We start from the raw sequence: 22,846 nt of genomic DNA on the forward strand, positions 1-22,846 counted from the left end.
ACTTACCCCAGTAACGGTATTTTTGTGGTGGCGAGTTTAATGATGATGTACAGCACCACCAGCGCCAGCGGAAATGCGATTAATCGCGCCTGCTGACTGCGCGCCCGACGGTAATCGAGCGCAATAAAACCCAAAACGATGTAAATGATAACCCCAAACAGCTTTTCAGTCAGCCATGTCCCCTGCTCGGTGAATGGCAGGATGTGCGTTTTAGCGATCAACGCCACGCCGCTGAGGAGTAAAACGGTATCAATGATCGGTGGCAGAATACGCGTCCAGCGCGATGATGCAAGACGTGTATTGGTAGAACGCCACCAAAAACGCAACGTGAGTAGCCCGACAGAAAGCACGATGCTAACGAGATGAATAGTAAGTAGTGTGCTGAACGAATTCATGATGGGATGCGCCCGAGCGTAATCCGCTCGTTGCCGCCATAGTCACGACAGGTTTCAACCGCCTGGTAACCTGCGCGGGTAAACGCGTCGCGTACCGCCTCACCCTGTTGCCAGCCATGTTCCAGCAACAGATAACCGCCGGGCGTTAGCATGTGTCGAGACTGATCAATGATATGCACGATATCCGCCATACCCTGCTCGCCCGCTACCAGTGCCGATAGCGGCTCAAAACGTATATCGCCCTGCGCCAGGTGAGGATCCTGCTCGTCGATGTACGGCGGGTTACTGACGATCATCTCAAACTGCTGCCCCTGCAAAGCACTGAACCAGTCACTTTGCAACACATGCACATTGTCGATAGCCAGATTTTGTCGATTGCGGTTTGCCAGGTTTACGGCATCCGGCATGCGGTCAACTGCTGTCACCGTGCAATCCGGACGCTCGGACGCCAGCGCCAGCGCGATGGCGCCCGTACCGGTTCCCAAGTCGAGAATACGGCACGGCGAGGCAGGCAAACGCGCCAGTGCCTGTTCAACCAGGCACTCGGTATCCGGGCGTGGAATAAGCGTAGCCGGAGACACAAACAGCGGCAGCGACCAGAACTCGCGCACACCGGTCAGATGTGCCACCGGCTCACCCCGCTGACGGCGTTCCAGTAATGTACCGAGCCGTTGATGCTGCGCCTCGGTTAACACCGTTTCGCCGAACGCCAGAATAAAGGTACGCCCTTTACCGGTGACAAACTCGAGTAAAATCTCGGCGTCACGGCGCGGGCTTTCACTGGTCTGTAACTGGCTTATTGCTTCACGCAGCCATTGCTGATAGTCCATTAATCTTGCTCGGACAACGCCGCCAACTGGTCGGCCTGGTATTCCTGGACGATTGGCTCAATGAGCATATCCAGTTTACCTTCCATCGCTTCATCCAGACGGTAAAGTGTCAGGTTGATGCGGTGATCGGTCACACGCCCCTGCGGGAAGTTATAGGTACGGTTGCGATCGCTGCGATCGCCACTGCCCAACAGGTTGCGACGTTCAGAGGCTTCCGCCTGCTGACGCCTGGCCACTTCGGCGGCACGAATACGCGCGCCCAGCACTGACATCGCTTTCGCTTTGTTTTTATGCTGTGAACGTTCGTCCTGACACTCCACCACAATGCCGGTCGGCAAGTGGGTAATACGGATAGCGGAGTCGGTGGTGTTAACGTGCTGACCCCCAGCGCCGGATGAGCGGAAGGTATCAATACGCAGATCGGCTGGGTTGATATCCGGCAGTTCTGCTTCCGGCAGTTCCGGCATCACCGCGACCGTACAAGCGGAAGTATGGATACGCCCTTGAGATTCGGTCGCCGGTACGCGCTGTACGCGATGACCGCCGGACTCAAATTTCAGTCGCCCGTAAACGCCTTCGCCGCTAATCTTGGCAATGACTTCTTTAAACCCGCCATGTTCGCCTTCACTGGCGCTCATGATCTCTACCCGCCAGCGACGCGATTCAGCGTAACGGCTGTACATGCGGAACAGATCGCCGGCAAACAGCGCCGCTTCATCACCACCGGTTCCCGCACGCACTTCGAGGAAGGCGTTACGTTCATCATCAGGATCGGTTGGCAGCAGCAGAACCTGCAGATGCTGTTCCAGTTGTTCACATTTTTCTTTTGCTTCGCGCAGTTCATCCTGCGCCATTTCACGCATTTCAGGATCGTCGAGCATCATCTGTGCCGTTTCGATATCTTCCTGAACCTGTTGCCAGTCCGTAAAACAACGGGAAACATCACTTAATTGCGCATATTCGCGCGACAATGCACGAAAGCGTTCCTGGTCTGCGATAGTTCCCGCATCACCGAGCAGCGCCTGAACTTCTTCATGGCGTTCATGCAGGGCTTCCAGTTTGGCAACGATAGAAGGCTTCATAGGCGTAAATGCACCCTGTAAAAAATGAGATTGGTGTATTGCTACTCCAGCCCGAGGCTGTCGCGCAGAATATTCAGGCGTTCACTGTCCCCGTCACGGGCGGCCTGTTGAAGTGATTTGGTTGGTGCGTGGATCAGGCGGTTAGTCAGCTTCCACGCCAGGTCCTGCATAATGGCTTGCGCATCACCGCCCTGTTCCAGAGCAGCCAACGCTTTAGCGGTCAGTTCATCACGGATTTGTTCAGACTGACTGCGATAATCGCGGATGGTCTCGCTTGCGCTTTGTGCTCGCAGCCAGGCCATAAACTCGCTGGTTTCCTGCGCAACGATGGTTTCCGCTTCCACGGCGGCCGCTTTGCGCTGCGCCAGGTTATGCGAAATGATGCTTTGCAGGTCGTCAACACTGTACAAATAGGCGTTGGACAGTTTGCCCACTTCCGGTTCAACATCGCGTGGTACCGCAATATCGACCAGCAGCATAGGCTGATTACGGCGATTTTTTAGCGCACGTTCGACCATCCCCTTGCCAATAATAGGCAGTGGGCTGGCGGTAGAGCTGATAATAATATCGGCATCCTGTAAGCGGGCATCAATATCGCTCAGAGAAATCACCTCGGCGCCGACTTCATCGGCCAGCACCTGCGCACGCTCACGTGTGCGGTTAGCGATGATCATCTTCTTCACTTTATGCTCACGCAGATGTCGCGCCACCAGCTCGATGGTCTCGCCGGCACCCACTAACAACACGGTTACCGTAGAAAGGGATTCAAAGATCTGCCGCGCCAGGGTACAGGCAGCAAACGCGACGGACACCGCGCTGGCACCGATATCCGTTTCTGTGCGTACACGCTTCGCGACAGAGAATGATTTCTGGAACATACGTTCCAGCGCACTGGCGTTCAGATGGCCTTTTTGCGAGTCCGCAAACGCTTTTTTCACCTGCCCCAGAATTTGTGGCTCGCCAAGCACCAGCGAATCCAGACCGCTGGCGACACGCATCAGATGGCTGACGGCGTCGTTGTCCTGGTGCCAGTACAGGCTACTGCGCAGGTCTTCTTCGTTCAGATTGTGGTACTCACACAGCCAGCGAATCAGCGCTTCCTGCAGGTTATCCTGCTCTTCTACGCTGAGATACAGCTCTGTGCGGTTACACGTCGACAGCACTACCCCGCCCTGCACCATTGGCTGCGCAAGCAGGCTGTCCAGCGCCTGATCGAGCGTATCCGGCGAAAACGTTACGCGTTCTCGCAGCGATACAGGTGCCGTTTTATGGTTAATACCAAGCGCTAAAAGGGTCATGTGTGCGGGAATAGTACCAGCGTTGATAAGGTTAGACTGGGTGCATCATACAGGATGCGTGCAGCCAATAAAAGAGACTGCCCCCTTTTGGAGTAATAGCTTACGGTTTAAATTAAGATAACGTGACCGTAGACGATATTCACGGTCGGCGCTAGCATTAAGGGTTATAACTGCAACCGCTGGCATGATTTTGCCGGATGGCGAAAAACGCGTCTTTTCCGACCTGCGGATTCAGTTTGTAGGCCTGATAAGCGCCGCGCCATCAGGCAATTAATGCACCGTATTACAAGGATTTGTCATCATTATGACCCTGCCTGATTTTCGCCTGATTCGCCTGCTGCCGCTGGCGGCCCTGGTTCTTACTGCCTGTACGCTCAACGCGCCGAAAGGTCCCGGCAAAAGCCCCGACTCTCCGCAGTGGCGCCAGCACCAGCAGGAAGTGCGCGCCCTGAACCAATATCAGACACGCGGTGCGTTTGCCTATATTTCCGACCAGCAGAAAGTGTATGCCCGCTTTTTCTGGCAGCAAACTGGCCAGGATCGCTATCGCCTTCTGCTAACCAATCCGTTGGGCAGTACCGAACTGGAACTGAACGCGCAACCGGGCAACGTGGAACTCGTCGACAACAAAGGGAAGCACTACACCGCTGACGACGCCGAAGAGATGATTGGTAAACTGACCGGCATGCCTATTCCATTGAACAGCTTGCGCCAGTGGATCCTGGGTCTGCCGGGAGACGCCACCGATTATAAACTTGACGACCAATATCGTCTGAGCGAAGTGAATTACAGTAAAGATGGCAAAAGCTGGAAAGTCGTCTACAGCGCCTACGACAGCAAAACGCAGCCGGCGATGCCTGCAAATATGGAGCTGTCCGACAGCTCCCAGCGCATTAAGCTGAAAATGGATAACTGGATTGTGAAATGATGACCCGTTGGCCCTCTCCGGCAAAATTGAATTTATTTCTATACATCACCGGGCAGCGTGCGGACGGTTATCACACGCTGCAGACGTTGTTCCAGTTTCTGGATTACGGCGATACGATAGATATTGCGCTGCGCAGCGACGGTGAAATTCACCTGTTAACGCCCGTTGATGGGGTTGAGCATGAAGACAACCTGATCGTTCGCGCAGCGCGTTTGCTAATGACAACGGCGTCTGAAAGCAATCGTCTTCCCAAAGGGAGCGGCGCGGACATCAGTATCGACAAACGCCTGCCGATGGGCGGCGGCCTCGGTGGTGGCTCATCGAATGCCGCCACCGTTTTAGTGGCGCTGAATCATCTGTGGCAGTGTGGGTTGTCTGTAGATGAACTGGCAATACTGGGCTTAACGCTGGGCGCCGACGTACCGGTATTCGTACGCGGTCACGCAGCCTTTGCTGAAGGCGTAGGAGAAATTCTGACGCCGGTCAATCCAGCAGAAAAATGGTACCTGGTCGCCCATCCGGGAGTCAGTATTCCAACGCCGGTGATTTTTAACGATCCTGACCTCCCCCGTAACACGCCAAAAAGGTCAATAGAAACGTTACTAAAATGTGAATTCGGCAATGATTGCGAGGTTATCGCAAGAAAACGTTTTCGCGAGGTTGATGCGGCGCTTTCCTGGCTGTTAGAATACGCGCCGTCGCGCCTGACTGGTACAGGGGCTTGTGTCTTTGCTGAATTTGACACTGAGTCTCGTGCTCGCCAGGTGCTTGAGCAAGCCCCGGATTGGCTCAAAGGCTTTGTGGCGAAAGGTGTCAACCTCTCCCCATTGCACAGAGCGCTACTCTAAATCATTTGGGTTTCAGGAAGATGGCGAGATGACGAATCGCCAGACACATACAAAAGTATGTGACTGGTGTGAGAAATTGATGCCAGCACATGAAACGTGTCTGATGACGAGTAAGCCGGGCAAGCTGAGTTGCGGTGACAACGTCACCCTGTTCCAGACGTTGCATCGCGCTCTTTAATACACCGCCTGGAGAGGATACTGCCTGGCCCGCACAGTTTTCGGCAGATTCTTTCCACCAATGGACGCATGCCTGAGGTTCTTCTCGTGCCTGATATGAAGCTTTTTGCTGGTAACGCCACCCCGGAACTAGCACAACGTATTGCCAACCGCCTGTACACTTCACTCGGCGACGCCGCTGTAGGTCGCTTTAGCGACGGCGAAGTCAGCGTACAAATTAATGAAAATGTACGCGGTGGTGATATTTTCATCATCCAGTCCACTTGTGCCCCTACTAACGACAACCTGATGGAATTGGTCGTTATGGTTGATGCGCTGCGCCGTGCTTCCGCAGGCCGTATCACCGCCGTTATCCCTTACTTCGGCTATGCACGTCAGGATCGTCGCGTACGTTCTGCTCGTGTTCCGATTACCGCTAAAGTCGTCGCGGACTTCCTGTCCAGCGTTGGCGTTGACCGCGTCCTCACCGTTGACCTGCATGCTGAACAGATCCAGGGCTTCTTTGATGTGCCGGTTGATAACGTATTCGGTAGCCCGATTCTGTTAGAAGACATGCTGCAGTTGAATCTGGACAACCCGATTGTGGTTTCTCCAGACATCGGTGGCGTCGTGCGTGCCCGCGCTATCGCTAAACTGCTGAACGATACCGATATGGCTATCATCGATAAACGTCGCCCGCGCGCGAACGTTTCTCAGGTGATGCACATCATTGGTGACGTTGCGGGCCGTGACTGCGTGCTGGTTGATGACATGATCGATACCGGCGGTACGCTGTGTAAAGCAGCTGAAGCGCTGAAAGAGCGTGGTGCTAAACGCGTATTTGCTTATGCAACTCACCCGATCTTCTCAGGTAATGCGGCAAACAACCTGCGCAACTCAGTAATTGATGAAGTCGTTGTCTGTGACACCATTCCACTGACCGACGAAATCAAAGCACTGCCAAACGTGCGTACGTTGACTCTGTCGGGTATGCTGGCCGAAGCGATTCGTCGTATCAGCAACGAAGAATCCATCTCTGCTATGTTCGAGCATTAATCGAACCCGGCTCAAAAACCCGCTGCGGCGGGTTTTTTTATCTGTAATATTTATTTGTATGACTTTTGCCTCCTTCACCTGCCATTCAATTGACAGATGATGCGCCCATGGATGAAACATTATTGTGAACAGATTATTTTCCTCACATGTGATGCCTTTCCGCGCCCTCATCGACGCTTGTTGGAAAGAAAAATATACCGTTTCTCGCTTTACCCGCGACCTGATCGCCGGGATAACGGTTGGGATAATTGCCATTCCGCTGGCGATGGCGCTGGCAATCGGTAGTGGCGTTGCACCACAGTACGGCCTGTACACCTCTGCCGTGGCTGGGATTGTTATCGCCCTCACCGGGGGCTCACGCTTTAGCGTATCAGGCCCAACTGCCGCCTTCGTGGTGATTTTGTATCCGGTGTCGCAACAGTTTGGACTGGCAGGTCTGCTGGTCGCCACGCTAATGTCCGGGATATTCCTGATCCTTTTCGGCCTCGCCCGCTTTGGTCGTTTGATCGAATACATTCCGGTGTCCGTTACGTTAGGTTTTACCTCGGGTATTGGTATCACCATCGGTACCATGCAGATTAAAGATTTTCTTGGCCTGCAGATGGCTCATGTCCCTGAGCACTACCTGCAGAAGGTCGGCGCGCTGTTTATGGCCCTGCCAACCATCAACGTGGGGGATGCCGCGATTGGCGTGGTCACGCTGGGGATCCTGATTTTCTGGCCGCGTCTGGGGATCCGCCTGCCCGGTCACCTCCCGGCTCTGCTGGCTGGCTGCGCGGTGATGGGTATCGTGAACCTGACGGGTGGCCATGTAGCGACCATCGGGTCTCAGTTCCATTACATTCTGGCCGATGGCTCGCAGGGTAACGGTATCCCACAGCTGCTGCCGCAGTTGGTACTGCCATGGGATATGCCAGGGTCCAACTTTACGCTGAGCTGGAGTTCATTACAGGCACTGTTACCCGCAGCTTTTTCGATGGCAATGCTCGGGGCAATCGAATCTCTGCTGTGCGCTGTCGTCCTCGATGGGATGACCGGCACCAAGCATAAGGCCAATAGCGAATTGATTGGTCAGGGTCTGGGCAACATCGTCGCACCGTTCTTTGGCGGTATCACTGCCACGGCGGCAATTGCCCGTTCTGCGGCTAACGTTCGTGCCGGCGCAACGTCGCCAATTTCTGCGGTCATTCACGCGATTCTGGTGATCCTCGCCCTGCTGGTGCTTGCGCCGCTGCTTTCCTGGTTACCGCTGTCGGCGATGGCTGCCCTGCTGCTGATGGTGGCATGGAACATGAGTGAAGCGCATAAAGTTGTGGATCTCCTGCGCCACGCGCCAAAAGACGACATCATCGTTATGCTGATGTGTATGTCTTTGACGGTGCTGTTCGATATGGTTATCGCCATCAGCGTCGGTATCGTTCTCGCTTCGCTGCTGTTTATGCGCCGTATTGCACGCATGACGCGTCTGGCACCGGTCAACGTAGACGTACCAAACGATGTACTGGTACTACGCGTTATTGGCCCGCTTTTCTTTGCCGCAGCAGAGGGACTCTTTACCGATCTCGAATCTCGCCTTGAAGGCAAACGCATTGTGGTGCTGAAGTGGGACGCCGTCCCGGTACTGGATGCCGGTGGTCTGGACGCCTTCCAGCGTTTTGTTAAACGCCTGCCGGAAGGTTGTGAGTTGCGTATCAGTAATCTGGAATTCCAGCCGCTACGCACCATGGCACGCGCGGGTATCCAACCCATCCCCGGCCGTCTGGCGTTCTTCCCGAACCGTGATGCCGCGCTGGCAGATATTTAATCATACGATGTTACCGGCTTGCGCAGGCTTGCCGGTAACACTTCTCTTCTGTAAACGCGTCTGAGTTGCTATTATCCAGTTCCCCTGGTTCTGATGATATCTGCAACGATGAACGCTGATACTACATTTATATTCCGTGAAATAACTGAGGCTGATATTTCGTCCGTTCAGTCGTTTATTATCCACCATTTAAATCTCTATTTTAACGCTAACCAACCAGCACCTGAACCGCATGCAGATGTATTAAATCTGCGCTCACACTACCTCCATCAACCGCGAAATCTGTTGCTCGGCGCATGGAATAACCGACAGCAACTTATCGCTACGCTGGCGGTCTGCCAGTACGATGACCGAATACCGGCACTGCGCGGACGCTATCAATTATCCTCAACCGCGGAAATTTGCCGCTGCTACGTCGCACAGGAATATCGTCGGCAAGGCATAGGCAGCCAACTTGTCCTGCTGGCGGAACAATTTTGCGACCGACAACAATATAAAATACGCTATCTGCACACCCACCATTTTTTACCTGGTGGCTATCAGTTTTGGTTGCGAAATCACTTTACCGTCTTTTTTGATGAAGGTGGCGAACAGCAAATCGTACACATGGAAAAATATCAATAAAAATGTGACGCCGCGCAAATAATTAAATATCACAGTAAATTTCGTTATTAAGCGTGGTCAGCTCGGCAAAGAAAACATTAATTGATCAACATCAAACAATTCTCATTTAGTTTATCGGCATTTGTGTTTTTCACATAATTAATGTCACAAATACCAAAGCAACGAATTGATTTTATTGAATTAAAAACTAAAGTCGGTATCGACCCTACTTATTCAAGCGGTTGACGGGGCTATTCGATACCGATAAAGTCCCCACCGACAGTATTTCAGAATCTATTTATCATTTTGAAACGGAATATGGTGCGGATTATTTTAATCTTATGCCATAGCTGCCCCCGCAACTGTAAGCGGAAACTGAATATCACTGTGTCGTGGATTATCCACGACAGGTCACTGTAAAGAACGCCTTTATGGGAAGGCCGATATTCAGATTGCCGCGAGCCAGGAGACCTGCTGTCAAGGTTGTATACATTGAGTGGACGGGATGGTCCATGGGGTGATTTATTTGACGAATGAATAATATAATTTCTGAACAAATTGGCAACAATATGTTTTATTTTCATATTATCTTGCCCGCAGTTCACGATTAGATGTCATCTATCGTCATGTGCCTGTCCCGAATTTATGGAACGAAATGAACCATGACCAGACGTTCAGATTCTGGCATGAACGGGACAACGCTAATGCACGCAAAAATAACTTCTGCTTATTGCAAACTTTCACTTCTGGCACTGACTGGCGCAGCACTCTTCCTGACCAGCAATATGGCTTCTGCGGCAAAAACAGAATATCCATTAACGATCAAAAACTGTGGTAGGGATATTACGTTTAATCATGCGCCAAAACGCGTGACTACCGTTGGACAAAACAGTACTGAAATCCTCTATTCCCTGGGTCTGGCCGATCGTGTTGTTGGAACATCACTGTGGTTTGGCCCGGTACCTGAACAGTACAAAGCAGCGAATGACAAGATTGCAGTCATTGCGCAAAACATCCCGAGTTTCGAAGGGATTATTGCGAAAAAACCGGATCTGGTGGCCAGTCAGTTTGAATGGCAGATTGGCCCTGCGGGCACAGTTGCCTCTTACGAACAATTTAGCGAATTACACGTTCCGGTTTATACCGCCCCAGCCGATTGTGCCAAAGACAACGAAGACGGCGGCGACGGCGTGCGTAAGAGCATGTTTGATATCGCCATGGTCTATCAGGAAATTGCCGACCTGGCGAAAATTTTTGATGTACAGGACAAAGGCGATGAACTGATTGCCAGCCTGAAAGCACGTGAAGCCGCTGCGAAAGCTAAGATTGCCGGCATGGACAACCACGTATCTGCCGTCTTTTGGTTCTCCAGCGCCGACCTGCAGCTTGACCCCTATGTCGCCGGGAAATTTGGCCCCGCGGCGTGGATAGCGCAATCTCTTGGGGTGAAAAATGTCATTGATTCCGCCGAGGAGTGGCCAACAGTAGGTTGGGAAACCATTGCCAAAGCCAATCCATCGGTCATCGTCCTCGGCGAGATGGGCCGTCGCCGCTTCCCGGCCGATGACTGGAAAGTCAAAATGGAATACCTCACGTCCGATCCTGTTACCCGGCTGATCCCGGCAGTGAAAGAAAACCACCTTCCGGTGATCGACGTGCAAACCATGAACGCGGGTATCAGAACCATTGACGGACTGGAAAAACTCGCCGATGCGCTGGTGCAATATGGTCTGGCGCACCCTCAGACGACTCACTAACTCTCGTCGCGCGTTATGCCTTATACGGGCATAGCGCCCTTTCGTATTACGGGAAGTCGTAAACAATGAGCGAATTACGCAGGACGCGTCATGCCATGAGCCAGCTTGCAGGCAGGACGCTGTTCCACGCGCTGTGGGTCAGCATGGTGATGTGCGGCGTCCTTCTGGCGGGCATTTCAATCGGTGAGACGGTTATCCCGTGGCGGCATGTCAGCCATACGCTGGCAAACCGCTTGTTTGATACACAGTATGCGGTGGATGCGCTTGATGCCGGGATTATCTGGAACTACCGCCTGACCCGCGCGCTGGTTTCCGCCTGTTGCGGAGCCTGTCTGGCGGTTTCAGGCGTGGTTCTCCAGTCGCTGCTGCGCAATGCGCTGGCCGAACCTTACCTGCTGGGTATTTCTGCCGGAGCCTCAACGGGCGCGGTGCTCATCGCCCTGACCGGACTTGGCGCAGGGATCATTTCCATGTCGCTTGGCGCGTTTATTGGCGCGCTGACGGCATTTCTGTTTGTCGCGCTATTGGCGATGGCGGCAAGGGGCAAAAGCGGCTCGGCCACCACGCAAATCATTCTCGCCGGGATTGCCAGTTCGCAGCTGTTCAATGCCATTACCTCGCTCATCATTACGCGCTCAGCCAATGCCGAACAGGCTCGGGGCATCATGTTCTGGCTGCTGGGCAATCTCAGCGGAGTACGCTGGCCGGATGTCGTGCTGGCCATCCCTACTGCGCTGATTGGCATCGTCGTTTGCTTTTGCTACGCCCGCCATCTGGATGCTTTCTCGTTTGGCGCGGAATCGGCGGCATCGTTGGGCATTCCCGTTAAACGCACCCGTGGCGTACTGATTGCCGCCGTAACAGGGATGACGGCCATAATGGTATCAATCGTCGGCGCCATTGGCTTTGTCGGACTGGTCATCCCCCATGCTGCGCGGTTACTGGTGGGAAATCAGCACCATCGCCTATTGCCCGTCAGCGCTCTTATTGGTGCCATTTTCCTTATCGTCGCGGATGTTATTTCACGCACCTTACTTCCAGGACAGGTCTTGCCGATCGGCGTGATTACCGCACTGGTCGGCGCACCTGCATTTGCCATCATTTTGATACGAGGGAATCCGGGGAAATGACCGCTAATCCTGTGGTAAACGCCCAGCATCTGTACTGGGAGGTCAAAGGCAAAGCCATCGTCAATGATGTCTCTTTTCAGGTCTCGCACGGCGAGTTTGTCGGCATTATCGGCCCCAATGGTTCCGGGAAAACGTCGCTGATTTCGCTCCTGGCGGGTTTACTGAAACCGTCTTCCGGGCACGTTACGTTAAACCATCAGGATATTCGACGCTATTCACGCCGCCATCTGGCGCAAAAGGTGGCACTGGTTGAACAACAGGCTGAAACCAGTGAGCGTCTTACCGCCATTCAGGCGGTTTCGCTTGGTCGCACGCCATGGCTGAGCCTGCTGTCGCCGTGGTCGAGGAAAGACGACGATATTGTGCAGACGATGCTGGAGAAAGTCGCTCTACAAAACATGCAGCATCGCTGCTGGCATACCTTCTCCGGCGGAGAGCGTCAACGTCTGCACATCGCCAGAGCGCTGGCACAACAGCCGCAGGTACTGCTGATGGATGAGCCGACAAACCATCTTGATATCCAGCATCAGATTGGCCTGCTCAATCTGGTTAAACGTGAAAAACTCACCGTCATCGCCGCCCTACACGACCTGAATCATGCGGCGATGTTCTGCGACCGCATCATGGTGATGAAAGCCGGACAGCTGGCGATGCAGGGGCGTCCTGCCGCCATTTTTACCCGTGAAAATCTTAATAGCTGGTTTGGGATCGACGCGATTGTCGAACACGCCCCCGACGAAGAGAACTGTTTTATCCGTTACCAACGCCCCGCGTAAACACCGAAAGGAACCGCAATGAAATGTGTTAAGCAAAGTTTGCAAATCTTATGCCTGTTAGCCTTCACCTCGACGGCTTTTGCACAAACCTACGAAGTGCTGATGAAAAACCGCGGTACAGGCGGCCCGATGGTTTATGAGCCGGACTATCTGGCGATCCAGCCAGGTGATAGCGTGAAGTTTATCCGCAAGCATAAGAGCCACAATGCCGCGTCGATTGCCGAACTCTCTCCCGCCGGATACCCCGGCTTTATCGGCAAAATCGATGAAGAGATTGAAGTGAAATACGACAACGCAGGTTTCTACGGCATCAAATGTTCACCGCACTACGCGCAGGGCATGATCATGCTGATTAAAGTCGGCGACGCCGTTTTACCCGACAGCTACCGCGCGTTCAAAGCCCCTGGTCTTGCCGATAAGCGTTTTCAGGAAATTTATACCCGCATCGATAAACAGTAACGCCGTCACAAAGGGAGAATAACGGTGGTGGACAAAAAAACGCTTAGCGAAACAATCCAAACTCAGCGACGCGATTGCCTGTGCAAGCTGACGAAATTTGTCGGCGCAGCGGGCGTGACTGCCGCCGTCTGGCCACTCATTTCCGCGCTGGGTCCGGATGATAAAACGGTGGCGGAAAATGAACCTGTTGATGTCTCCCTCGCTGGCGTAACAGCTGGCCAGACGGTGAAGCGTATCTGGCAGGGAAAACTGATCCTGATTCGCCACCGCACGGCGGAGGAGATTGCCGCGGCGCGGCAAGCTGATCTGCGTCTACTGGCCGATCCGCAGGCAGATAGCGAGCGGGTGGCAGCGGCACATCCACAGTGGCTGGTTGTACAAGGTTACTGCCCCCACGCGGGTTGTGTACCCAATGCCAACCCCAACGGACAGGGCTGGGTCTGCCCGTGTCATGGTTCCGAGTTTGACACCTCCGGGCGCGTAACACGAGGCCCGGCCACGGCGAATCTGGCCATCCCTGACTTTAGCGTGTCGGCTGACGGCCTGAGTCTGCGTATTGGTACGAAGGATGCCTGAGATGAAATCCGCTTATCCGTCCTCCCCCTGGTATCACCTGCAGTTTCGTCTTCCTGTCCCCCGCTCAGTCGCTGGCGTGTGGATCTTTGCTATTGGTCTCATATTGCTGGTCATGCTCGGCGTGCAAATGCTCTCCGGTATCGTGCTGGCTATGTTCTATGTGCCTACAGCGGGATCCGCTTTTGACTCTATTGTTCATATTCTGCGCGCAGTCAGACACGGTGAGCTGGTGCGCAATCTGCATGCTATTGGCGCGTCGCTTTTTTTCTTCGCCTGTTATCTGCATATTTTCCGGGCAATGTATTACAACGTCTACCGCAAACCCTATCTGAAGATGTGGGCAATCAGCGTGACGCTGTATGTGCTGTTGATGATCACCGCGTTTCTCGGCTATAGCCTGATTTGGGGGCAAAAAAGCTACTGGGCCGCTACGGTCATCACCAGTTTCGCCCGGGCGATACCGTTTATTGGCGATACGCTATATACCTTTTTGGTCGGTGGCTATATGCCCGGCACGCCGACATTAGGCCGTTTTTATGTCCTTCACTTTATCATCCCCTTCGCCATTGTCGCGGTTACGATATGGCACATCCGTACCGTCCAGTCGGCTTTTGCCCACGCGCGGAAGAAAACATTTTCGCCCAAAGAGTCTCAGCGTGTGTTGTTCGATTTTCGCATCACCGAAAACGATGCAATCAAACTCACCCTCTTTTTAATGCTGTTCGCCTGGTTTCTGTTTTTCGCGCCGCACTATCTCAGCAGCGCCGATAACTTTATTCCGGCAGACCCGACACTCACACCGGCTATCGTCGCGCCTGAATGGTATTTCCTGCCTTTCTTCTCCATTCTGCGCTGCTTCCCCAATGAACTGGCAGGCATCACTGCGATGTGCGCTGCGGTACTGATTTTCTATTTTCTCCCGTGGCTGGATACGTCACACGCACGGTTTCGTAATAACAGTCGGCTGGTTAAAGCCATTTTTTGGCTGTGGGTCGCCAATGCGCTCTTTCTGGGTTGGTTGGGCTCAAAAGCATTGGTCGGGCCGGACTTAATTAATGGTTTTAGCGATGACGATGGCTGGACACGCGCGGCGTCTCAGCTTTCAACCGTTATTTATTTTGCATGGTTTCTGCTTGTGCTGCCGTGCCGACGTTTACTGGAACGACAGGACTGACATCATGGCGCGATTTTTACCCACTGCAACTCTGACTCTGGCTCTTTTATTGAGCAACGCGATTTGCGCACAGCTACCCACCGCGCAGACATGGTCGTTTAGCGGCGTGAACGGTAAACACGATAGCGAACAACTGCGACGCGGGCTGCAGGTCTATGAAGAGAAATGCCGGGCCTGCCACGGTATGAAATATCTCACTTTCAAAACGTTAACTAAAGCTGGAGGGCCGCAACTCAGTGAGGCGGAGGCCAAAACACTGGCCAGCGGCTACGTCTTCGCGACAATTGAAGACGACGGTCAACCCGGCGAACGGGAAGGCAAGCTGAACGATGTTTTCGCGTCACCTTATCTGAATGACCAGGAAGCAAAATACCTTAATAATGGCGCGCTGCCGGTTGACCTGAGTTATATCGTTCGAGCGCGAACCTACGACCGTGGGTTTCCGCGATTTTTACTGGATGCGTTCACCCCCTACACCGAGCAAGGCGCTGATTATGTTTATGCGCTGCTGACCGGGTATGCAACCGATGACCCGGAGATGAAAACCAACCGTTTTTTCCCTGGCGGGATGATTAATATGCCCAAACCGCTGGCTGACAATGACATCACCTGGGCTATGCAAACGCATGCTCCCCAAACGGAAGAACAGTACGCACGAGATGTCACCGCGTTTCTGGCATGGGCCGCTGACCCGCAGCTTGAGAGCAGAAAACATCAGGGAGCGGTCGTTATGGGATATCTGGCGAGTATGTTGGCGCTATTAGCACTGTTACAGCGCATGCGATCCCGCTCGCGCAGCAACGAGAAAAACTAACGACCAGTCAGCGTAACGCTGGCTGGTCTGCAGGTTATGTCAGCACTTAGCTGTGGCGTTGGCTATCATTACGACGGCAGCGTTTGTCGTAATGGCGAACCCACCAGTAGCGGTCACTGATTTGTTCATGTCCGCCGACGCGGGCACCCGCCAGCCAGAGGACGCCACCAACAAAAATACTGAGCACGGCACCATGTGCAAAAAACTGTGGCAGATTAAATTGCGGTAACTGGTTTAAAATAGAGTAACCAACACCACCAACCATCACCACCAACCCTAAAGCCATGAGCACGTTACCGAGTAACGAAGCGTTTTTGCGTTTCATGTGTCACCTCCGGAACTTTGGGTTGTTACAGGGAATACCCCTAATCCTTATGTGTAAAGTATAGACAACACTGCCATTCGCAAGTGCGCCTGTGATCACAAATACAAACAGCAACGCAACAAAACTTTACAAATAAGCTACTGAACACCCTCAATTTCCAATAGTCCACTTCTGCAATTATTCAGTTTTCGGTGCGACCCACGCAGTTTTTTGTCAAGCGCGTCGGCAAACAGTAAACTACACGCCGGTTATAGACACACTCAGGACAAATTACGTGGCGATTAAATTGATTGTCGGCCTGGCGAATCCCGGCGCAGAGTATGCGGCAACGCGACATAATGCAGGCGCGTGGTACGTCGATTTACTGGCAGAGAGACTCCGTGCCCCCCTGCGCGATGAGCCGAAATTCTTCGGTTACACCTCCAGAGTCACGCTTGAAGGTGAAGATGTCCGCCTGCTGGTACCGACCACATTTATGAATCTGAGCGGCAAAGCCGTTGGCGCAATGGCCAGCTTTTATCGCATTAACCCTGATGAAATTCTGGTCGCCCACGATGAATTAGATCTGCCGCCCGGCGTCGCCAAATTTAAGCTCGGCGGCGGTCATGGCGGACATAACGGCCTGAAAGACATCATCAGCAAGTTAGGCAATAACCCTAACTTTCATCGTTTACGCGTTGGAATCGGCCATCCGGGCGATAAAAATAAAGTTGTCGGTTTTGTTTTAGGCAAACCGCCTGTTTCAGAACAGAAGTTAATTGATGAAGCCATTGACGAAGCGGCACGTTGTACCGAGATTTTATTCAAAGATGGACTCACCAAAGCAACGAGTCGGTTACACACCTTTAAAGCGCAATAAGCAGCGATGTGCGGCATTTTTCTCGCGTGCTGTGTATAATAGGCAAAGTTATTTACATTTCTACAATCTGTTTTCCATAACAGGTTGAATATCAAAAGATTAAGGTGATTTAAACATGGGATTCAAATGCGGTATCGTCGGTTTGCCAAACGTAGGCAAATCCACCCTGTTCAACGCGCTCACAAAAGCGGGTATTGAAGCGGCAAACTTCCCGTTCTGTACTATCGAGCCGAACACGGGTGTTGTCCCGATGCCCGATCCTCGTCTGGATCAACTGGCCGAAATCGTTAAACCGCAGCGTATCCTGCCCACCACAATGGAATTTGTGGATATCGCGGGTCTGGTAAAAGGCGCATCCAAAGGTGAAGGCCTGGGTAACCAGTTCCTGACCAACATTCGTGAAACCGAAGCTATCGGTCACGTTGTTCGCTGCTTCGAAAACGACAACATTATCCACGTGAACAATAAAGTGGATCCGGCTGACGATATCGACGTTATTAACACCGAACTGGCACTGTCCGATCTCGACACCTGCGAGCGTGCTATCCACCGTGTACAGAAGAAAGCCAAAGGCGGTGATAAAGACGCTAAAGCTGAACTGGCTGCACTGGAAAAATGCCTGCCGCAGTTGGAAAACGCCGGTATGCTGCGAGCGCTGAAAAACCTGACTGATGAAGACAAAGCAGCCATCAAATACCTGAGCTTCCTGACGCTGAAGCCAACCATGTATATCGCCAACGTGAACGAAGACGGTTTTGAAAACAATCCGTACCTCGATAAAGTTCGCGAAATCGCGGCTGCCGAGGGTTCTGTTGTGGTTGCCGTTTGCGCTGCCGTTGAAGCTGACATCGCAGAACTCGATGATGCTGACCGTGAAGAATTCATGGCTGAACTGGGTCTGGAAGAGCCGGGCCTGAACCGCGTTATCCGCGCAGGCTACGAACTGCTGAACCTGCAGACCTACTTCACCGCGGGTGTGAAAGAAGTCCGTGCATGGACCATCCCTGTCGGCGCAACGGCCCCGCAGGCAGCTGGTAAGATCCACACCGACTTCGAGAAAGGCTTTATCCGCGCACAAACCATCGCGTTTGAAGACTTCATCACCTATAAAGGTGAGCAAGGCGCGAAAGAAGCCGGCAAGATGCGTGCAGAAGGCAAAGATTACATCGTTAAAGATGGCGATGTGATGAACTTCCTGTTCAACGTTTAAGTAGCTTCTGTTGTCTCATGAGATCTCAATGCTTCCCATGAAGACTGACAAACCCTCTAAAATCCACGCAGTTGCGTGGGTTTTTCTTTTAATGACGTCTCATGCAATCTCGCTACAGCGCAGCTAAAAATGAGTACAGGCATGAGTACAATCAGTTTCCATCTTCGTTTTAGGTGAGTACAATAGTGGTATAAGAAATAGACAAGGACTCGCTATGCTCACTGATATGCAATGCCGCACTGCCAAGCCGAAAGAAAAACTCTATCGACTCAATGACTTCAACGGTCTCTACCTCGAAGTGAAACCCAACGGCAAAAAGGCATGGCGCTATCGGTTTAAACTCAACGGCAAATCCAGCATGTTTGCGTTGGGTGAGTATCCAGCAGTAAAGCTCGCCGAGGCGCGGGAGAAATGCGAGCAAGCACGTAAGCAAGTTGCAGAGGGAGTAAACCCGGCACAAGCTAGGCAGCTAGATAAAATACGCAAGGTCAACGACGCCTCCAACACCTTTGAACTTATCGCCAAAGAGTGGTTGCAGATGAAAGACTGGGCAGAAATCACCAAAACGCGCCGCCTTGATATGCTGGAGCGTGTAGTTTTCCCCGCCGTAGGCAAACTTCCTATCAGGGAAATCACCCCGCTCCATATTCTTAAAATTCTTCAGGAAACTGCTAAACGCGGCGCACCGACAGTTGCCGCTGAAGCACGACGCACTATTTCATCGGTTTTTGAGCTGGCGGTCTCGACGCTCAGAGCTGATAGCGATCCTGTCTGGCCGGTGCGTAAGGCGATTTCGGCAAATAAAACGCAGCACAAACAGGCCTTGCTCCCACAGCAAATCGGGAAGCTATTAAGCTGTTTTGACAACAGTCGCGGCTCATACCAAGTTAACTATTGCATGTGGCTAATGTGGTGGACGCTGGCGCGACCAGCCGAAGTTACCGAGGCAGAATGGGCAGAGTTCGATATCGATAATGCACTGTGGACCATTCCAGCAACGCGAATGAAAGCCCGCAGAGAACACATTATTCCTCTTCCCTCACAAGCGGTCAACATGCTCAGAACACTACAGGGATTAACCGGGCATCGACAGCATATCTTCCCGGGGCGAGATAACCCGCGTGGCCCGATGACATCGCACTCACTGCGCCAGCTATTGAAAAGCCTCGGCTGGAGCGGAACGTATAGCCCACATGCAACCCGAACAACAGGCTGCACACGTTTAAACGAGATGGGCTATCGGCCTGATGCTATCGAGGCTCAGCTTGCCCACGCGGATACCAATAATGTGCGCCGAACGTATAATCATGCAATCTATCTTGAAGAACGGAAAGTTATGATGCAAGAATGGGCGGATAAACTGGACGCGTGGATGACAGAATTCAATTAAAACTTATTGAGCCTAATGAATCACGACGATACAACTCCAAGCCGAGCATCCCTCAAGGTCCAAGTTGTGCTGTAAACAATCATCCAGAGTTGTGCCGATGGAAAACCACAGTTCACGTAGGGCTGATTACCTTTGCCCTGAAAAAGTATAAGTATGCTCACGTCTATGCGGATAGATAATGATTGCTTACAATCAAGTGGCTAGGTGCTCTGTCGGCTAAAACATCCTGACTACGCCAGAAGTAGGGTAATGTAGAAATCTCGTTCAATTGTGATTTTCATTACCATGAATAGGGAAAATTGAAATGCATTAATAGGGAGATGCGTATGGCTAACTCAGCGGTAATAGTAGGTAGTCTCAAAGAATACCAAGAGTGGTCAAAGGACAATGTTCGTAGAACCGAGAATGTCTTTTTTCGTGGTCAACGTATGCCATGGACACTTTTACCCAATATCTGTCGTCATTCAAGCCCTGACACACTACTAGAACGTGAAACAGAGCTGATTACCTGCTTTAAAAATGAAGCTGCGAGATGTCTCCATATTGTACCTACGAATGACTGGGATTGGCTGGTAGTTGCACAACATCATGGCCTCCCCACTCGTTTGCTGGATTGGACGAGAGATCCTAGTGTTGCACTGTGGTTTGCAGTTGAACAAATCAGACGTTATCCCGACTCAAATCCAGTCGTCTGGCAAATGTGCCCAGAAGCCAAAGACTTTGTTAATAATCAGGAGACTGAATTACCATTCGCTGGAACGAGAACAAAATTGTTTTCCACAACCTTCAACATACCTCGAGTGAGAGCTCAACATGGTTATTTTTCTCTTTTCAAACATAGCCAGAACTGGGGTAATGGTTTCGTTCCGTTAGAAAAAAACAAATACTTAAAAGAATCTATGAAAATGGTGAGCATCACTCCAGAATGTGCTGAAGAAATACTGTTCGAACTAGAGGATAAAGGCATTAATAGACACATAATTTATCCTCCAAGAGTTGATGTCATTGCGAAACAAGTTAAAAATAAAGTATTTAAAAAATAAAAGTGCGTGCGACAATGATAGTAATAGAAAACTCTGACCTGCCCCCAAGATTAGATATAACCTTCAGTTAGTAATACCGGTTGGTTGATCCTGACCCCGAATATGATCCAGCCGTAATCAGGAATAACCGGCTTCATTCTAGCTGCATATTCTGGCAACCGGCAAATTCGGAGGGCGCCATCCAGCCCAGTGCAGAATGGGGACGACTCTGATTATAGTGTATGCGCCAGGCCTCGATTTTGCACCGTGCATCCTCCAGAGACATGAACCAGTTCTCGTTCAGACATTCCTGCCGCAGCCTGCCGTTGAACGACTCCACAGTGGCATTATCCCTGGGCGGACTTGGTCGCGAGAAGTCTATACGGATCCCTCGTTCATACACCCACTTGTCCAGCATTTTTCCTGAAAATTCAGAGCCCTTATCGGTTTTCAGCAACTGTGGTAAGGGACGTCTGAGCGCAATACTGTTCAGCATATCCACAATCTCCGTTGAGCGCAGATTCTGGCCCACGCAGATCCCCAGACATTCGCGCTTGTAGAAATCAATGACCGCTAGCAGGCGTAACCGCGCAGCAAACTTTTACTCCAATAAAACTAATCTCTTACTTTTCCGACGAAAGCCTTCACATGACCGAACGCTTTTCCGTTCAGGTTACAAAGAACCTCATCAACACGATGAACCTCGGCACGGAACGCTATTCACTTCACATTTAGCATCCCCAAGTACTTACTTTTTCTATTCACGCAGGAAACACAGTGGTATTGTTTTAAGCCAATACAGATGATGTGATACGTACCGCCAAACGTTGGATGGTAGCTCGTTGCTTTCGTGAGTCATTTTGCCGTACAGCTGAAAGCGCAATCGACGCAGGGACTAAAACATGACCGGAACATCTAGCGATCAATACGCTGCTGGTGAACAGGGCTTAGGATATATCTATCAGCCTCGTTTTGCGCTACTTAAGCTTTTACAGTGGCCAGAAGATACATCTGTTTTGATCGAAAAAGATGATGACCTAGACTTCGTCAATTCTGATGGTGTCAAAACACTGGCATCGCTCAAACACAAGGGAGATGGGGATACACTAACCGACCTGTCTACCGATTTCTGGAAGTCAGTCCGTATCTGGCTTGACCGCTATAATCGTGATGGTAAAACCGAAGCAAATCTTCGTTTCTTTCTGTTTACGACCGGAACTATCTCAAACGCCTCGTTCCTGCAACACTTCTTAGTCGAACCGCCAGTAAAAGACGATAAATCAGCATCAATAACTCACCTCGCCAACACAGCTCTGGCTAGAAGCAAGTCAAAACTGATCACGCCAATAGCCGATGAGTTCAATAAGCTGACTGATGAGCAAAAAGATGACTTCTTATCACGGATAGTCATATTTGATGGTGGGCCTCGCATTGAAGACCTCCCAACAATTATTAAAAATCAGCACATGCGTATTATTAGACGCGATAACCGAGAAGCTATTTTTGAACGACTTGAAGGTTGGTGGAATAACACCATCATCGATCTGCTAACAGGGAAACGTAAAGAGGCGATTTTTGGTTATGAGATTTCCGACAAACTTGCGACATTTTCTGAAGAGTATAAATCGGACAATCTGCCGATTACGTTCAGAGGAAAAATGCCCGCTGGAGAAATCGACGCGATGAATGATCCCAGGCTCTTTGTTGTGCAACTCCGTGAAATAGGGGTTTCCTCTAATCGTATCCGAAACGCTATTCTCGATTACTACCGAGCATTTGAGCAGCGATCTTCATGGGCTCGTGAAAACCTTTTGGTTACAGGAGAGATGGAAGATTATGAAGACCGCCTTGTTGATGAATGGAGTCGCTATAAAGACGTCGTTTTTGAAGAATTAGATGAAAACTCAGCTGACGATGTACTTATTACTGCGGGAAAAGCATTGTATCAATGGGCCGATCTTGAAAGTGGTAATATTCAATCATTGCGTATCCGAGAACGAGTGACTGAGCCTTATGTGGTTCGAGGAGGATTTCACATCCTTGCGAACAGTAGACCACGACCCAAAATTTTCTGGCATCCCCACTTCCTAAATAGAGTTGGTCAATTGTTAGGAGCCCAAGCATGAAGCAATGGGATCAGCGACCATTCGAGATAAGGAATCTTTTCAATCCTGCATTTTGTGGTGTTGTACTATTCAGAGCAATTCAGAGCTACGAAGAGGAAAATTCACAGGGCATGCCATTTTCTCTGGCTCTTTTAGTTTTACCATTATGTGGTAATGACTCCAACTTATTGATAGTGTTTTATGTTCAGATAATGCCCGATGACTTTGTCATGCAGCTCCACCGATTTT

General features: G+C 51.5%; 23 protein-coding genes, 2 pseudogenes and 1 riboswitch. Of the genes and pseudogenes, 18 read left to right on the plus strand and 7 right to left on the minus strand.

All coding sequences use genetic code 11. The annotated features are described in order from the left end of the window. Window positions 1–2 precede the first annotated feature (2 nt). The 4 genes from sirB2 to hemA are packed head-to-tail and all read right to left on the minus strand — an operon-like array spanning window position 3 to window position 3,605. Window positions 3–395 carry an invasion regulator SirB2 gene (gene sirB2, locus OGY19_RS01625; protein ID WP_061068025.1) on the minus strand — a complete coding sequence of 131 codons (393 nt, stop codon included), beginning with the start codon at window positions 393–395 and terminating at the stop codon, window positions 3–5. Beyond that, a complete protein-coding gene (prmC, locus tag OGY19_RS01630) occupies window positions 392–1,225 on the minus strand; it encodes a peptide chain release factor N(5)-glutamine methyltransferase (protein WP_115601909.1) in 834 nt (277 codons plus the stop codon). The genes sirB2 and prmC overlap by 4 nt, the downstream gene beginning before the upstream one ends. Then, window positions 1,225–2,307 (minus strand): peptide chain release factor 1, encoded by a 1,083-nt coding sequence (gene prfA, locus OGY19_RS01635; RefSeq protein ID WP_048211460.1) that lies wholly within the window; start codon window positions 2,305–2,307, stop codon window positions 1,225–1,227. The genes prmC and prfA overlap by 1 nt, the downstream gene beginning before the upstream one ends. Window positions 2,308–2,348: 41 nt before the next feature. Then, complete coding sequence (hemA, locus tag OGY19_RS01640) at window positions 2,349–3,605, minus strand: glutamyl-tRNA reductase (RefSeq protein WP_040233235.1); 1,257 nt, start codon at window positions 3,603–3,605, stop codon at window positions 2,349–2,351. A 304-nt stretch (window positions 3,606–3,909) separates the two neighbouring features. Here hemA and lolB point away from each other — a divergent pair, with 304 nt between their 5' ends. The 12 genes from lolB (at window position 3,910) to OGY19_RS01700 (ending at window position 15,686) form a co-directional block, all read left to right on the plus strand. Further along, on the plus strand, window positions 3,910–4,533 hold the full coding sequence (gene lolB / locus OGY19_RS01645; RefSeq protein ID WP_115601908.1) for a lipoprotein insertase outer membrane protein LolB: 624 nt from the start codon (window positions 3,910–3,912) through the stop codon (window positions 4,531–4,533). Next, window positions 4,530–5,381 (plus strand): 4-(cytidine 5'-diphospho)-2-C-methyl-D-erythritol kinase, encoded by an 852-nt coding sequence (ispE, locus tag OGY19_RS01650; RefSeq protein ID WP_048211458.1) that lies wholly within the window; start codon window positions 4,530–4,532, stop codon window positions 5,379–5,381. Before lolB ends, ispE begins: the two co-directional genes overlap by 4 nt. 264 nt (window positions 5,382–5,645) lie before the next feature. Further along, window positions 5,646–6,593 (plus strand): ribose-phosphate diphosphokinase, encoded by a 948-nt coding sequence (gene prs, locus OGY19_RS01655; protein ID WP_001518537.1) that lies wholly within the window; start codon window positions 5,646–5,648, stop codon window positions 6,591–6,593. A gap of 124 nt (window positions 6,594–6,717) precedes the next feature. Next, window positions 6,718–8,397, plus strand: coding sequence for a C4-dicarboxylic acid transporter DauA (gene dauA / locus OGY19_RS01660; protein ID WP_075551372.1), 1,680 nt, complete (start codon window positions 6,718–6,720; stop codon window positions 8,395–8,397). Between the two features lie 108 nt (window positions 8,398–8,505). After that, window positions 8,506–9,021, plus strand: a complete 516-nt coding sequence (locus OGY19_RS01665; RefSeq protein WP_115602406.1) for a GNAT family N-acetyltransferase — start codon at window positions 8,506–8,508, stop codon at window positions 9,019–9,021. Window positions 9,022–9,263: 242 nt separating this feature from the next. After that, window positions 9,264–9,493: riboswitch (cobalamin riboswitch) on the plus strand. Window positions 9,494–9,704: 211 nt separating this feature from the next. Next, window positions 9,705–10,757: an ABC transporter substrate-binding protein gene (locus OGY19_RS01670; protein ID WP_048212574.1), complete on the plus strand. Its 1,053-nt coding sequence runs from the start codon at window positions 9,705–9,707 to the stop codon at window positions 10,755–10,757. Window positions 10,758–10,822: 65 nt separating this feature from the next. Beyond that, window positions 10,823–11,887 carry a FecCD family ABC transporter permease gene (locus tag OGY19_RS01675; protein ID WP_115601907.1) on the plus strand — a complete coding sequence of 355 codons (1,065 nt, stop codon included), beginning with the start codon at window positions 10,823–10,825 and terminating at the stop codon, window positions 11,885–11,887. Further along, window positions 11,884–12,663: an ABC transporter ATP-binding protein gene (locus OGY19_RS01680; RefSeq protein WP_115601906.1), complete on the plus strand. Its 780-nt coding sequence runs from the start codon at window positions 11,884–11,886 to the stop codon at window positions 12,661–12,663. The genes OGY19_RS01675 and OGY19_RS01680 overlap by 4 nt, the downstream gene beginning before the upstream one ends. Before the next feature lie 18 nt (window positions 12,664–12,681). Further along, a complete protein-coding gene (locus OGY19_RS01685) occupies window positions 12,682–13,122 on the plus strand; it encodes a pseudoazurin (protein ID WP_048211453.1) in 441 nt (146 codons plus the stop codon). A gap of 24 nt (window positions 13,123–13,146) precedes the next feature. After that, window positions 13,147–13,698, plus strand: a complete 552-nt coding sequence (gene petA, locus OGY19_RS01690) for a ubiquinol-cytochrome c reductase iron-sulfur subunit (protein WP_005122337.1) — start codon at window positions 13,147–13,149, stop codon at window positions 13,696–13,698. Between the two features lies 1 nt (window position 13,699). Beyond that, entirely contained in the window at window positions 13,700–14,872 is a 1,173-nt protein-coding gene (locus tag OGY19_RS01695) for a cytochrome b (protein WP_115601905.1), read from the plus strand. Between the two features lie 4 nt (window positions 14,873–14,876). Continuing rightward, window positions 14,877–15,686: a cytochrome c1 gene (locus tag OGY19_RS01700; RefSeq protein WP_061068032.1), complete on the plus strand. Its 810-nt coding sequence runs from the start codon at window positions 14,877–14,879 to the stop codon at window positions 15,684–15,686. Between the two features lie 46 nt (window positions 15,687–15,732). On the opposite strand, the gene ychH is transcribed toward OGY19_RS01700, so the two are convergent. Beyond that, window positions 15,733–16,011, minus strand: a complete 279-nt coding sequence (gene ychH, locus OGY19_RS01705; protein ID WP_048211449.1) for a stress-induced protein YchH — start codon at window positions 16,009–16,011, stop codon at window positions 15,733–15,735. Window positions 16,012–16,285: 274 nt separating this feature from the next. Between ychH and pth the strand changes: the two genes are divergently transcribed. The 4 genes from pth (at window position 16,286) to OGY19_RS01725 (ending at window position 20,513) form a co-directional block, all read left to right on the plus strand. Beyond that, window positions 16,286–16,870 (plus strand): aminoacyl-tRNA hydrolase, encoded by a 585-nt coding sequence (gene pth / locus OGY19_RS01710; RefSeq protein ID WP_003020814.1) that lies wholly within the window; start codon window positions 16,286–16,288, stop codon window positions 16,868–16,870. A 115-nt stretch (window positions 16,871–16,985) separates the two neighbouring features. Beyond that, window positions 16,986–18,080: a redox-regulated ATPase YchF gene (gene ychF / locus OGY19_RS01715; protein ID WP_048211448.1), complete on the plus strand. Its 1,095-nt coding sequence runs from the start codon at window positions 16,986–16,988 to the stop codon at window positions 18,078–18,080. 214 nt (window positions 18,081–18,294) lie between these two features. Next, a complete protein-coding gene (locus OGY19_RS01720; RefSeq protein WP_149380879.1) occupies window positions 18,295–19,470 on the plus strand; it encodes a tyrosine-type recombinase/integrase in 1,176 nt (391 codons plus the stop codon). 326 nt (window positions 19,471–19,796) lie between these two features. Continuing rightward, window positions 19,797–20,513 (plus strand): FRG domain-containing protein, encoded by a 717-nt coding sequence (locus OGY19_RS01725; RefSeq protein ID WP_188016752.1) that lies wholly within the window; start codon window positions 19,797–19,799, stop codon window positions 20,511–20,513. A gap of 133 nt (window positions 20,514–20,646) precedes the next feature. On the opposite strand, the pseudogene OGY19_RS01730 reads toward OGY19_RS01725, so the two are convergent. Then, window positions 20,647–21,081, minus strand: a pseudogene (locus OGY19_RS01730) (integrase core domain-containing protein); the annotation flags it as partial. Window positions 21,082–21,394: 313 nt separating this feature from the next. Here OGY19_RS01730 and OGY19_RS01735 point away from each other — a divergent pair. Both OGY19_RS01735 and OGY19_RS01740 read left to right on the plus strand, forming a co-directional pair. Continuing rightward, entirely contained in the window at window positions 21,395–22,618 is a 1,224-nt protein-coding gene (locus tag OGY19_RS01735; RefSeq protein WP_149380873.1) for an ABC-three component system protein, read from the plus strand. Further along, a pseudogene (locus tag OGY19_RS01740) lies at window positions 22,615–22,713 on the plus strand (three component ABC system middle component); the annotation flags it as partial. The gene OGY19_RS01735 and the pseudogene OGY19_RS01740, both read left to right, overlap by 4 nt. A 69-nt stretch (window positions 22,714–22,782) precedes the next feature. Here the strand turns inward: OGY19_RS01740 and OGY19_RS01745 are convergent. Continuing rightward, window positions 22,783–22,846 (minus strand): IS1 family transposase (locus OGY19_RS01745; RefSeq protein ID WP_071603212.1); only part of this gene is annotated, 64 nt, incomplete at its 5' end.

Origin of the sequence: Citrobacter sp. Cy070 (genome assembly GCF_030332245.1) — a bacterium.
Lineage (GTDB): Bacteria > Pseudomonadota > Gammaproteobacteria > Enterobacterales > Enterobacteriaceae > Citrobacter > Citrobacter youngae.

Coding starts and splice junctions, on each gene's coding strand:
- OGY19_RS01665 (WP_115602406.1), top strand. CDS start 8,506: ATGAACGCTGATACTACATTTATATTCCGTGAAATAACTGAGGCTGAT.
- OGY19_RS01695 (WP_115601905.1), top strand. CDS start 13,700: ATGAAATCCGCTTATCCGTCCTCCCCCTGGTATCACCTGCAGTTTCGT.
- lolB (WP_115601908.1), top strand. CDS start 3,910: ATGACCCTGCCTGATTTTCGCCTGATTCGCCTGCTGCCGCTGGCGGCC.
- prmC (WP_115601909.1), bottom strand. CDS start 1,225: ATGGACTATCAGCAATGGCTGCGTGAAGCAATAAGCCAGTTACAGACC.
- ychH (WP_048211449.1), bottom strand. CDS start 16,011: ATGAAACGCAAAAACGCTTCGTTACTCGGTAACGTGCTCATGGCTTTA.
- OGY19_RS01670 (WP_048212574.1), top strand. CDS start 9,705: ATGCACGCAAAAATAACTTCTGCTTATTGCAAACTTTCACTTCTGGCA.
- OGY19_RS01685 (WP_048211453.1), top strand. CDS start 12,682: ATGAAATGTGTTAAGCAAAGTTTGCAAATCTTATGCCTGTTAGCCTTC.
- prfA (WP_048211460.1), bottom strand. CDS start 2,307: ATGAAGCCTTCTATCGTTGCCAAACTGGAAGCCCTGCATGAACGCCAT.
- OGY19_RS01735 (WP_149380873.1), top strand. CDS start 21,395: ATGACCGGAACATCTAGCGATCAATACGCTGCTGGTGAACAGGGCTTA.
- OGY19_RS01720 (WP_149380879.1), top strand. CDS start 18,295: ATGCTCACTGATATGCAATGCCGCACTGCCAAGCCGAAAGAAAAACTC.
- sirB2 (WP_061068025.1), bottom strand. CDS start 395: ATGAATTCGTTCAGCACACTACTTACTATTCATCTCGTTAGCATCGTG.
- ispE (WP_048211458.1), top strand. CDS start 4,530: ATGATGACCCGTTGGCCCTCTCCGGCAAAATTGAATTTATTTCTATAC.
- hemA (WP_040233235.1), bottom strand. CDS start 3,605: ATGACCCTTTTAGCGCTTGGTATTAACCATAAAACGGCACCTGTATCG.
- OGY19_RS01675 (WP_115601907.1), top strand. CDS start 10,823: ATGAGCGAATTACGCAGGACGCGTCATGCCATGAGCCAGCTTGCAGGC.
- OGY19_RS01700 (WP_061068032.1), top strand. CDS start 14,877: ATGGCGCGATTTTTACCCACTGCAACTCTGACTCTGGCTCTTTTATTG.
- OGY19_RS01680 (WP_115601906.1), top strand. CDS start 11,884: ATGACCGCTAATCCTGTGGTAAACGCCCAGCATCTGTACTGGGAGGTC.
- ychF (WP_048211448.1), top strand. CDS start 16,986: ATGGGATTCAAATGCGGTATCGTCGGTTTGCCAAACGTAGGCAAATCC.
- OGY19_RS01725 (WP_188016752.1), top strand. CDS start 19,797: ATGGCTAACTCAGCGGTAATAGTAGGTAGTCTCAAAGAATACCAAGAG.